General features: G+C 33.3%; 7 protein-coding genes. All 7 read right to left on the bottom strand.

Annotated features, from left to right (window positions below):
• Positions 1-115 precede the first annotated feature (115 nt).
• Positions 116-748: an endonuclease III gene (gene nth, locus FC46_RS03950; protein ID WP_057798083.1), complete on the bottom strand. Its 633-nt coding sequence runs from the start codon at positions 746-748 to the stop codon at positions 116-118.
• 1 nt (position 749) lies between these two features.
• A complete protein-coding gene (locus FC46_RS03945; RefSeq protein ID WP_057798081.1) occupies positions 750-1,394 on the bottom strand; it encodes a DnaD domain protein in 645 nt (214 codons plus the stop codon).
• Positions 1,395-1,457: 63 nt separating this feature from the next.
• On the bottom strand, positions 1,458-2,756 hold the full coding sequence (gene asnS / locus FC46_RS03940; protein WP_057798079.1) for an asparagine--tRNA ligase: 1,299 nt from the start codon (positions 2,754-2,756) through the stop codon (positions 1,458-1,460).
• Positions 2,757-2,818: 62 nt separating this feature from the next.
• A complete protein-coding gene (locus FC46_RS03935; protein ID WP_057798077.1) occupies positions 2,819-3,316 on the bottom strand; it encodes a hypothetical protein in 498 nt (165 codons plus the stop codon).
• Entirely contained in the window at positions 3,285-6,095 is a 2,811-nt protein-coding gene (locus FC46_RS03930; protein WP_057798075.1) for a helicase C-terminal domain-containing protein, read from the bottom strand. The genes FC46_RS03935 and FC46_RS03930 overlap by 32 nt, the downstream gene beginning before the upstream one ends.
• 34 nt (positions 6,096-6,129) lie before the next feature.
• Positions 6,130-9,741 carry a helicase-exonuclease AddAB subunit AddA gene (addA, locus tag FC46_RS03925; RefSeq protein ID WP_057798073.1) on the bottom strand — a complete coding sequence of 1,204 codons (3,612 nt, stop codon included), beginning with the start codon at positions 9,739-9,741 and terminating at the stop codon, positions 6,130-6,132.
• A gap of 4 nt (positions 9,742-9,745) precedes the next feature.
• Positions 9,746-13,225, bottom strand: coding sequence for a PD-(D/E)XK nuclease family protein (locus tag FC46_RS03920; RefSeq protein ID WP_057798071.1), 3,480 nt, complete (start codon positions 13,223-13,225; stop codon positions 9,746-9,748).
• Positions 13,226-13,247: the final 22 nt, after the last annotated feature.

Below are 13,247 nucleotides of genomic sequence, written 5' to 3'. Positions count from 1 at the left end.
CGAAAAAACCAGAACCAATCAGGGTTCTGGTCAATTTTGATGCTTTCAAGTTTCAGTTAACTATAAAAAAATGCCTAGCATCTATGTTTTTGAAGATGTCTAGGCATTTTCTTTTCTATTTTTTAGGTGGTAAATATGAATATGGATCTGGATTCTTGGCTCTAGAAGGCATTGTATATCGACCAAACAGTATCATTGCATGGTGAGTATGAATCCATTCCTCTTTTGGTAAAAGTTCTTCTAGTCTTTTTTCAACTTCATGAGGTTTTGCATCTTGCTTTACAATGTGAAATTTCTTAGAAATACGAGATACATGAGTATCAACAGCAATTGCAGGAACCCCAAATCCTTCAGCTAAGACTACATTTGCCGTTTTTTCGCCTACTCCAGGTAAAGTCATTAACTTCTTCTTATCCTTAGGGATTTGGCTATCAAAGTCTTTTACCAGCATCTCAGCTGTTTCTTTTAAGTGCTTTGCTTTAGAGTGATATAACCCAATTTGCCGGATATCACCCTCAATTGTTTCAATTGAAGCATTAGCTAGATCTTCAGGTGTTGGAAAATCTTCAATGAATTTAGGCATTACTCGATTAACCATTCTATCTGTTGTTTGAGCACTTAATAAAACTGCACACAGCAGATGAAATTTATTATCCCAATGAAGCTCACCTTTTGCATCAGGATACATTTGGTTAATTCTAGATAATACATCCCGAGCTTCATCATCACTAAGTAATTTATTTTGCATACTATCTATTCCTTTGTAAAAACTGCTCGATTTGGCTAGGTGTAGTTAAATTGTGTCTTTGCCAATTGAGCAATACGCGGTCAACATACTTCAAACTATAAGCTTGAGATAAAACTGCTTCTCTAAGTGCCATTTCAATAATTTGGGGATCATAATGATCAATGCTAAGCCAAGAGGCAATTTGTTCGCGTTCAATTGGACTTAGATAACGTCCAAATTCGATTTCAAACTTTCTGCTTAACAAATTTAATGGGTTATTATCAAGATTATCTGACACTTTTGTTTTATTATTGTGACTCGTTTCTTTGATTAAAACATTTTCAGTCAGATATTTATCTAATTCATCATACAAACCATTAAGACTATACTGATTACCGATCCTCCCTTGTGAATCAGTAGTTTGTTCAATCGTTAAAAACTGACGTTCAATTAAAGTTTGAATTAAATTAGCTACGTCATTCACTGATAAATTAGTGTTAGCAGCAATTTTCTCATTTGAAGGAAATTGCTCACCTTTTTGAGCAAAAGCTTCTAGTTGAATAATTAGAATTAATTCAGCATCTGAAATATGTAATTGCGGATAATAAGCTATTAATCCATTTTGGATAGTTGTAAATCCTAAAGTTCGATAATCATTAAATTGCATAAAATTCTTCTTTCAAAAAAAGTTGAACTAATTTGTTTAGTTCAACTTTTTTATTATTTATTTTTATGGTTGCATTCTATTAATCAATCTTGGGAATGGAATTGCTTCACGAATGTGATCAAGATGACAAATCCAAGCAATTGTACGTTCAAATCCCATACCGAAACCTGAGTGAGGAACACCACCGAATTTACGTAAGTCAAGATACCATTGGTAATCCTTAAGATCAAGGCCAGCATCTAAAATTTGTTGTTTCAAAACTTCGTAATTACCTTCACGTTCTGATCCACCAAAGATTTCACCGTAACCTTCTGGTGCAATTACATCAGCACATAAGTATTCCTTAGGATTATCAGGATTCTTCTTCATGTAGAATGGCTTAATTGAAGTTGGGTAGTTCATAATAAAGACAGGACGATCATATTGTTCTGAGATATAAGCTTCATCAGGTGCGCCAAAGTCGTCACCCCATTTGAAGTCTCTACCAGCGTCTTGAAGCATCTTAACTGCATCATCATATGAAAGACGAGTAAAGTTACCTTCAGTAGTTGGACGAAGTTTTTCTGGATCTCTTCCCAAAATCTTAAGTTCGTATTGATTATTTTCCAAAACTTGCTTAGTCATGTATGCTAAGTATCTTTCTTGAAGGTCTAAAGATTCATCTTGATGCATCCAAGCCATTTCAGGTTCCATCATCCAGAATTCAGTCATATGACGACGGCCTTTTGATTCTTCGGCTCTGAAAGTTGGACCAAATGTAAATACCTTACCAAATGCCATCGCACCTGCTTCACCATACAATTGACCAGATTGTGATAAGTAAGCATCGTGATCAAAATATTCTACGTGGAATAATTGAGTAGTACCTTCTGGAGCTGAATGCATGAAGATAGGTGCGTCAAACTTGATAAAGCCTTCCTTTTCAAAGAAGTCAACAGTAGCCTTAAACATAGTGTTTCTAATTTGCATAATAGCAAATGGCTTCTTTGATCTTAACCAGAGGTGACGGTGATCAAATAAGAACTCAACCCCATGTTCCTTGTTAGTTACTGGATATCCTTCGTTGTTAGATACAACTTTCACATCTGAAATTTGGATTTCATAACCGAAGTGTGAACGTTCATCCTTGTGAACAGTACCAGTGATGTAGAAGCTTGCTTCTTGACGTAAAGTCTTAGCAGTTTCAAATACTTCTTCAGATACATCATTTTTACGGATAACACCTTGGAAAAATGCAGTACCATCACGTAATTGTAAGAAAATAATCTTACCGCTAGAACGTTTATCAGTTAACCAAACATGCATTTGGACTTCTTCATCAACATGTTCAGAACAATCCTTAATAGCAATTAATTCTGTCATATATTATTTCTCCACCCTTTTTTATTATTATCGTGTCATTAAAGTCTATGATACCAAAGATTTTACAAATTAGCGACTTCGTTTATCTCTTTTCCATTGCGAAAATCATATAAAATATAACCCAATTGGCCTTTAGTGTTTTGAAAAGCCACTTCCCAAACGGGTTTTCCTTTATACCAACCTAAGTTAACCGACTTAATTTGTTGTTGAGTATGGTCAGCTTTAAAAATTTTTTCAATTGCACTTTGACTTTTACCTTTTTTAGCAGGATAAATGAAAGCTTTTTTTGAATGAGTTAAATAAACAAAATAATAAGTTTGCCCTTTTTTGTCAGTACCTTTTAAGGCATAAGAATTCGTGCCACGATCTAAATGATAGTAAGTTTGAATATTGGTAATTGGTGTTTTTTGACTGGCAACTTGAGCAATTGTTCGATCATTTTGCCTTGAGGAGCTGCCTGCTCTAAAAAACACAAAAATACTACCAATATAAAAGACAATTAAAAAAACAATAACCCCGATAATAAATCTAATGGTTTGTCTTGTGTCGTCTCTGATCATAATTATCCAACTTGCCCTTCAATTCTTTTATTGTAATTTTTTCTGTTTTGACTGGAATCGCAGTAATAAAATCTTTACCGTAATTTTTACTCCATAATCTTGAATCTAAAATAACAAATTGACCATAATCATGCTCACCGCGAATTAGACGTCCTATTCCCTGTCTAAAACGAATAATAGCACGAGGTAAACTGTCATTTTGGAAAACACTTAAATTAAGATCTTCGATTCTCTTTTGTCTTAATCTAACTTCTGGTTGATCAGGAGATTCAAACGGTAGCTTAGCTGCAATAACTAAATCCACTCCACTTTTATGAAAGTCAATTCCTTCCCAAAAACTATCCGCGCCAAGAATAATTGCCTTTTTTGCAATGCCAAATCTCTTAGCGATTCTTTGATTAGAACCAGATAACCCCTGCGCTAAAATTTCAAAATCTTTTAGTTTTGGATCATTAACAATTGCTGAAAAGACATCACGAATTTTATCGAGATTAGTCATCAAAATTAAAATGTGGTCCTTAGTCAAAATATCAGAAACAATAATTTTTTCAAATACCTTTTCATATTCATCACTATCAGGACTAGGCATATCTTTAACTGCAAGTACTTGCAAGTGACGTTTGAAATCAAAAGTACTTTTTCCAATGTAAGTTATTGGGTGTAACTTTTCAAGATTTAATTTGTTAATTGCATATTCAAAATTATCATTTACTGTCATAGTAGCGCTGACAAAACAAATATGATCAAATCGATCATAAATCTGTTTTAATTCATCATTTACATCAAGCATTATCCAGTGCAAATTAGTACTTAATGGATCTTCTGGGTTAGTGACAACCAAGATAAAGCCTTCTTGTTCGAGTTCTTTGCCATTAATTAGATCAGCTAGTTGGTAGCTCTTTTCTGCATAATAATCTAAGCGATCAATTTGTTCAGCTATTTCACTTAAAATATCATCACTTGATGAAAAAAGATTGTCTTGTTCTTGATAAAGCTTGAATAAAATCTGATTAGTGTCCTGACGAACTTCTTCTAATAATTGTTCAAATTTTGTTAATTCAGCCAAAAACGGACCATTTTTTGGAAATAATTCTTTACTTTGAAAACTTAACTGTAAATTGCCATTTGGTAAAAGATTATCATTGATTGCATTATCTTTATGACTGTAGAGTAATTTCTGCAACTCATTAATTTTATAAATCAATTCTAAAATTTTAGTGTTTAGTTTTTTAAGTAAAAAATTCAGCTCTACGTCATCGGTAAATTGATTTTGTGCAGAATCATTGGAATAATACAACAAATTACGCAAATGGCTCAGTACGCCCCATAAGGATTCAAAGCGAAGTGCATCATTGCGTGAAGAAATCACATTATCAGTAAACCGGTGTGCTTCATCGATTACTAAGTATGGATTTTGTCCCCAAATAGTGTCCATGTAGTGATTAGCCAGATATGCGTGATTAGTAACCAAAATATCTGCTTCTTCTTGTCTCTTTCTGGCCAAATTCCAAAAATCAACTGAAGAAAAACGGCTTCCTACTCTCGCATCCCCAGGATGGGAAATCTGAGTAAACAACTGATTGTTGTAATTAGTTAATTGTAATTCGTCCATATCTCCAGTTTTGGTCTGAGTCAACCAAACTAAAATTTGCATTTGCAAAACAAGAGTTGGTTTATTTGGAGTGCCGTTATTAAACAAACTTTGCACAAAACCATCTAAGTCAATGTAATGACTACTCGATTTAACAACTTCTGCCTTTAAATCAAGTCCAGTTACCTCCAAAAGCTGCGGTATTTCATGTCCAAGGATCTGGTCTTGTAAAACATTTGTTGGCGTTGCAACAACTAACTTTCTTCCTGAATAAAGCTGATAAGCATAAGAGAACAAATAAGAAAAAGTTTTGCCTGTTCCATTAGGTGCTTCCACAAGCATTGCTTTTTCATTAGGATCCAAAATGAAATTGTGTAAATGATTGATCAAGTCAACTTGTGCTTTTCGGTAATGGAGATGCCCCTTGAACATCTCTTTTTTCTTTTTGTTTTCTTGAGGAAAGTGTGAAGATCCCTTGCTAAAAACTTCTGACTCATCTTCTTGTTTTTGCAAAATAATATTACGTACTTGCATAAACTCTTTTGAAAGTGGTCGCTTACTTTGACGATAATAATCGGCAATAGTGCTAAAAATCCACGAAGTATCTCTAACTAAACTAGATGACAATGAGCTTAGTGTGTTTAACGTAGCTTGAGGCAACGTCTCTAATTGTCTAATCGTATCAATTAATAAAATAGCTGTTCCATAGGCATCTGAATCAGCCTTATGTGGATTCAGATGTTTAATATCTAATCGATCAGTTAGATCACTTAACTTATATGAAGGTAAAGTCGGAAAAGCAATTTTAGCTAATTCAACTGTATCAATTGCACGATTAGTTAATGCTTCATAACCATGCTGAACTAATTCATAATTCAAAAATGGCAAATCAAAGTTCACATTATGAGCTACAAACACGGTATCTTTAAGAATATCGATGATCTTAGGTGCATAATATGAAAAGTCCTTGGCATTTTTAACATCTTCATCATGAATTCCAGTTAAGTTTTGAACTGACAATGGGATTTCACGGTGAGGATTAATCATGAACGAATAGGTTTTAACAACTTTCATATGCTTAACAATGGCACAGCCAAATTGAATAATATGATTGTCACGCTCTTTTTGAGTACCGGTTGTTTCCAAATCCACCACGGCAAAAGTATTTTTAGCAAAAATATCTGACATACTCTCCCTCCTTTCCTAACCTAATAAGTCTATTTTAATCTATTTGGACAACTTTTTTAGCACTTAATAAAATTAAATACTTACTCTTAACTTTTTGTTTACTAATATCATTTAAAGCATCTTCATACAGCTGTAATTGTTCTTTATATCTTGTTTTTAATTTTTCTATTTCAAAATCAAGATTTGAAAGATCAATATGATCAGTCTTATAGTCGAACAAGATAATCCCATCATTTTCAATATAATACCCGTCAATAGCCCCGTGAACCAGTATTTTAGCATTTTTATCACTAAAATCTCTTTGCCCGATGTTCTTATTTACAGGCCTTAACATTGAAAATTCTACTTCTCGTTTTAAATTTTCTGGTTTTTCTGCAAATACTTTAGCGAAATCACTGTTTACAAACCAGAGAATTTCATCTTTTTTAAGGCTTGGAACAATACTTGGGTCTAATTTCTTTTGTAAAATCAACGTGTTAATCTCTTCATCTAACTGCTGCTCACTACCATCCCCAGTATAGTCAAAATATTGCAAAATCAAGTGTGTTGCTGTTCCGACTTCTGTACCAGTAAAATTGCTATCAAATAAAAAATTAGGTCTAGTGTCTATTTTTTGTAAATAGCGATTAGATGAGCGAATCATTTTAGAATTATCCAAATCTTTCTCATCTGGATCAGACGATTTGTTAAGTTCTGAAACAGCTTGATAAGCATTAGTGCGACTAGCATCAGCAAATGGATATTTAAAATCAAATAGTTGTGTTACAGCTTTAGTTAGTAGGCTATGCTCAATATTATCTTCAGTATGTTTTTCTTTTTCAACTTTCTCTTCATTGATTTCATCAAAATTAATGTACAAAAATTCTGAGTTTTGATCAACTGATGAAGTAATACTGTCAACAGTTGTAGGGAGATTCTTTTTGAAATTAAGAGTTGGACCAACAAAGCTTAATGGATTAGTTGCTGATAGCTTATCTGTTAATGACAAATTATTTTTGTCACTCCAAGTTTCTGAGTCTTTATCAAAATTAGGGATGTCCGCAACTAAAATCAATTTTTGCTTTGCTCGGGTTACTGCAACATAAAGAATTCTTGCTTCTTCTTCTAGGTTCTGCTTAGATTTTTGGATTTGAGCCATTGACCTTACTAAAGAATTCAAGCGATCTGTCTCCCGCTTAATAGTTAAACCTAAAGTATCACTGGTTAAAACGTAATCTCCTTGCGAATCCGTTTTTTGATATTTATGTTCTAGTCCTACATAGAAAACAATTGGAAATTCTAATCCTTTAGAGCCGTGAATTGTCATTAATCGAACGGAATTATCTGCTTCTTTTGACAAAAGTGGTTGTGCCAGATCCTTTTGAGATTTACGCATTCGACTAATAAAGTTAATAAACTGATATATTCCTTTAAAACCGGCACTTTCATATGAACTTGCACGTTCATAGAGGGATTCCAAGTTTGCTCTGCGCTGCTCACCATTAGGTAAAGCAGTCATTATTTCAAGTAAGTTTGTTCTTTCGTAAATACTCCAGATTAATTCTGAAATCCTATGCGTGGTAGCGAATGATCTTAAAGATTCTAGTTGATTCAAGAATAGTTTTACTTTTTCACTTAAAGCATTATTCTTTCCAACATAATCTAAGACAGCGTTATAAAAGCTGCTAGTCTTATTATTTGCGCGAATCTCACCCAATTCCTTATTGCTAAAGTTAAAAATTGGTGAACGTAAGACGGTTGTTAACGGAATATCTTGATCAGGATTATCGATAACCTTGAGGTAATTCATGATTACTGTTAATTCAAAAGTTTGAAAATAGTTTTGAGCATCAGTAATAAAAAGTGGAATATCGTTCTTAGCAAACTCTTGCATAATTTGTAAATTATTACTTCTGCTTCTAGTTAAAATAGCAATGTCTTTATATTCAAAAGGACGTAGTTGCCCAGATTTAGCATCAAAAATTTGCATTTTTTCTTTTTTGAATTGCTTAATTCGACTAATTACCATTTGGATTTCAGAAAAATTATCAGTTGAATCATCGTCAGACGTATTACTATTTCTCTCTTTTTTGTGATAGAGGATTTCACTAGATTGACTTAAATTTTTGGGGTAATAATTCGCCCCGAAGATCAGCTGCCCTTCACCTTGATAATCGATTCCTCCAAAGTCTTTACTTAAAACCTTAGTGAAAATTTGATTCACGATTTTAGTAACAGGTTCTGTAGAACGAAAGTTATCTGACAATAGAATTCTTTCTTCATTTATATTTTCTTTATCACCATAATCATGGTATTTTTGTAAAAATAAGCTTGGTTCAGCTTGTCTGAAACCGTAGATTGACTGCTTGACATCCCCCACCATAAATAGATGATTGAAATCCTCATTTTTTATTTGTTGGATAATTTGTTCCTGCAAATTATTGATGTCCTGATATTCATCAACCAGGATTTCTTTAAATTTATTTTGATAAAATTCACGAGCTAATTGAGAATTTGACGTATCCTGACTCAAAATTTGGAAAGCAATTTGTTCCATATCGGTATAATCAAGGACGTTTTCTTCACGCTTAAACTGATTAAAACGATCGATTAATTTTTGCTCACTTTTAACAATTGTTTGGGTAATTCTCCTAGCTTTTTTCATTGCTGCAAGCTGCTCATTTTCCCCTGTAGCAAAAAATTGTGAAAAAATAGAAAGGATTGTATCTTGGGCTTCTTTCTTAATTTTCGTAGTTTCCTCAAAGAACTCCTGAATGTCTTCATCCCATTTTTTAGATTTTGCGGTTCGAATAGTAAAACGACAGTTCTGTAAATCTGAGCGCAAACTATCATAATCTTGATCCTCATCTAGATCAGAAATGCACACATTTAATTTACCGAAAAAGAGTTTGAAGTTATCTAATTGCTTAGCCATTTTATCTGTTTGAAAAATTTCCTCATCAAGCAACCGTTGTATTTTATTTTGCAAATCTTTTAAAGTTGCTAACAAGTATGGCTTAATTTGTTTTTGCCAAACATCAGAATTAACTAAACTATCACCGATTTTGTATTGATTAGGCAATTCTCGCAGCCATTGACGATAGTTAGGCTTAGCCATTGCGTAATTATAAAGGTCAAGCAGTAATCCTCTTGCAGTTTCATTATCCCGATCACCTACAAAGTTATTATAGAATTCTTCAAATTCTTGACTATCTTTTCCTTCAAGAGTTTCAGCTTCGATTTCTCTTAAAGCTCTTTCTTTCATCAAGGCCGCTTGAGTCTCATCAGTTAAAATACTAAAACTTGGATCTAAATCAGCTGCATAGTAAAAGCGGTGAATTACATCCAAACAAAAAGCATCGATTGTCGAAATATTGGCAGTGTCAACGTTATTTAGTTGCCTCTGCAAGTATATTCTTCTGTCTTTATGATTTTCTTTTCTAATTGCTTTAGTAAGTTCATTTTTAATTCGTTGCTTCATTTCCTCGGCAGCTGCCTTAGTAAAAGTCACAATCAGCAATTCATCCACACCAATACCGGAAAGAATTTCTTTTAATACTCTTTGAACTAGTACTGTTGTTTTGCCTGAGCCAGCGGAAGCAGAAACTAGAATATCTTTACCATGGTAATCAATAGCTTTTGCTTGCTCTTTTGTATATTCCGGCATTCTATTATTGCTCCTTTTCTAGTATTTCTTTTATCTTTTCCATTAATTCTTTCTTATTCATTCCTGAAATTTCATGATATTCATCTTCATTAAGCATGGCATCGAAGAAGAAGACATCACGATAGTCCGAATAAGTGATTGCATTTCTCCCCCTATTATAGCGATATGGATTTAACTCAACTTTACCTGATAAAATTTCGTTTGATGCTTTTTTGATCAGATATTCGTCGTATTTAAGTAATAAATCCATCTCTTCTTGGGTAAAGCTATGGTCTCTTGGTAAAGTAAAACCGCCAGTCTTTTTAGATCGAACTCCGCTATAGATTTGTGACGCAGTTCCTCCTTTTTCTAGTGCTGGTTCAGCCTTAGTAATTAAATCTGGATCACTTGAAATTAAACCGTTGTACATTAATTTCGGCTTACTGTCGAGCAAGTTTTCTTTGATCTGTAAGTTAGAATCAAAGACAGTTTTACTATTTAATCGTTCGGTTTGTTGTGTAATTGTTTGATAAAAGGCACCAAATAGCGCGATTTTTTCTTGATTAGTTAATGCAGGAAAGTTCTGGTTGATAACATCCAAGTAAGAGACCATTTGCATTTCAGTTCCGTTATAGAACATCCCTAAATCGAATTTTTTAGCAGAAGATTTGTAGTCGATAACTTGTGCTAAAACATGGTCATTATCAAGCTTAGCTAAATCAAGTCGATCGATTTTACCACGCAGAATAATATTATGATCACCCGCCAAATTAGGAACTTCGAATTTGAGTCCTTTTAACTTTTCTTGTGAGCCAAAACTTAATTCTGATAAATATGGCTTTAGTGGGGTCTCTTTTGCTTTTTTATGCCAACTCTTAGCTACTTTGGTAGTGGTTTGATCAAGATTATCAAAGAGATAACGATTAAAGGCATTATTCATTAATTGTGCATAACGACCTTCTTCACGCATTGCCACACGTGCTGCAGCTAGCAAAGTTTGTAATTTTTCTTCATCAATCTCAGCTAAATCTAAACCTTCTTTATTCATCTCTTTTACCAAGCGGTCGAAAGTTTCGTGGAAGTAATTACCTGATTGACTTAGATCTAGATCATTTTCTAGGCGTTTATGTAACCTTAAGCCATACTTTAAGAAATACTCAAATGAGTTTTGATTATATGTTTCAAGTTGAGAAACAGAGGTAATTAAGTCTTTACTATATAATTTTTCGGCAAGTTCAGGACCAATATCATCTGGATTATTGTCAAAGTGACTGGCCTCAATAACCTGATCAGTTTCTTCAGGAAGGTATTTTTTAGATAATTCGATTAGCTTTTTAATTTCATTGCCTTGTTCAACCGAATTTAAATATGTAATATAGCCCAAACTCGCTGCAGGATTAGTGATAAAAGAAAGCAAATCTTGCAATTTGTCTGGTAAATCATGTTGTGTCATCTCAGGAGCATTGTAATTTTTTAATTGTGAATAAAAAATTGACGGCTCCAGCTGTTCATTTGAAGCATTTAAAACTGGATATGATACATATACATGATCCTCGGCCAAGGACATCGCCAAACCAAATTGATAATTCTGATCGAGATTATTAATTTGCTGACGATCTTCAATGTAAGCATCTTCTGAGAAGTTGGCAGCAATTTCTTCTAAGTTTTCAGAACTTAAAAATCCAGGCGTTTTTTGGATCTTTGGTAAGTTTGTAGCAGTTGCGCCAATGATGAAAACTTGTTTGTAATGACTGCTTTGCACCATTCCTATTTCAGAAACATTTACTGCGTCTAAAGTTGATGGAATTTGAGAAAAAGATGCTTCTCTAAATCCGCTGATTAACATATCAAAGAAACTATCAAGTTTAAAGTTACCATTGTTGATAATTTTGTAATCCTTCAAGAGCTGAATTAATAAATTCCATAATTGTTCAGGCTGTTGTGCTTGTTGTAAATCACCAGCTTGATCTGCTTCATTACGCCATTCGTCAAGTCTAGCAGCAACACCATTGTTTACTAAGAAGTTAAAGAATGTTTTTAGTGCTTCGTTAGTGTCTTTTTCTTTCTTTAAAGCATTAGTTAGTCTCTTAATTTGATCAATTAAATAGCTGCGTAATTGTTCTAGTCTTTCAATTTCATCAGGTTTTTGATCTAGTGCAATTACATTTGCATCTGAAAAACTAGATAACTTCTTTTCCCAATTTGTATAGTCAATTCCATGAGCTAAGACATAATTTTCTAGCATATCTACGTCCTTAACATATTGTGCCAATTTCCCTTTATACCATTCAGGGATCAGCATCCGCGTTTTTAAAATAGTCAAAAGATTTTGGGTCTGCAGTCCTTTTTTGATTAAAGCTGCCAAGTTTTCAATCAAAATCACTAAGGGATGATATTTCATTTCTTGCTGTAGATCATTAAAAAATGGAATATTATTTTGACGTAAAATTGGGTTCAAATATGTTTCATATTCATGCAAGTTCGGTGCCAAAATTAAAAAGTCGCGGTAGCGGTAATTACTTAAAGCTACTTGTTGATATATTGTTCTTGCTGCAAAATAAGCCTCTGCATAGCGAGAATCAGCCTTTACTAATTGAACTTGGTCTAATTTATCTTTTGGTGCAATGGCGTTAATCCAGACACTATTAAGTAGCTCTTTTCCACTTAATTTTCCTTCGATCGGGAACTTATCACAAGTATACTCAAGACCACGCTTATTACAAAAGCTAATTAATTGATTAATCGTTCTTTGAATAACGTAATCATAATCACCAGCTTCGACATTTTCAGTTATTTCACCTAAGCGAGTTTTAAAAGCAAAAGTAACATTTTTTGCCTTATTCATTAACAGTTTAATCGTTAAGATTTCTTGTAAAGAAAAGTGTGAAAAATCAGTAAAATAAAAACTAGTATTTTTTAAATCATCTTTTTGAGCTAACAATTCATTTAGCTGTAATTCAACTTCATTTTTAGTAGAGAATTTTCCTTCAATTCGCCGAATAAATTCTTTATAAATGATTTTTAGATCATGAATCTTATTTTGTGTTTCTTGATTAGTACTGTCATCTGGTTCTAAATCATCTAAATCAACATTACTATCATAAATTTCAAGAATTGTATCGTATAATTGCTTACTCAAACCTGAATTGATATTTACATTTTGAAATAAAAGTAATTCATCGTGTTTATCTTGAATGATCTGTGCCACTAGCATTGCGGCGGCGGCATCATCCAGCTGAGTTGGTAAGCCAGTTTCGGCATCCTTTAAAAAATACCAAGCTAAACGAGAAAAAGACAAAACTTGTAAGTTCTTAACACTTACTTGTTCTTTCTCCTCGTTGATAGCCAATCTATTTATTGCCCTAACTTCTGTGGTAAACTTAATATGATTAGGGACAATGATAAAAGTTTCTTCTTCTGGATTTTGCTGGTAATTCTTGACCGCTTGTTCCAGAATTTTTTCTTGTAATGGGTCAGTTTGTCGACCGGTTAAAAATTTGATCATTTGTTCGTAACTCCTTGTGTTT

The sequence above is a fragment of the Lactobacillus kalixensis DSM 16043 genome (assembly GCF_001434335.1).
Classification (GTDB): Bacteria; Bacillota; Bacilli; order Lactobacillales; family Lactobacillaceae; genus Lactobacillus; species Lactobacillus kalixensis.
This window is presented reverse-complemented; position numbering and strand designations above follow the sequence as displayed.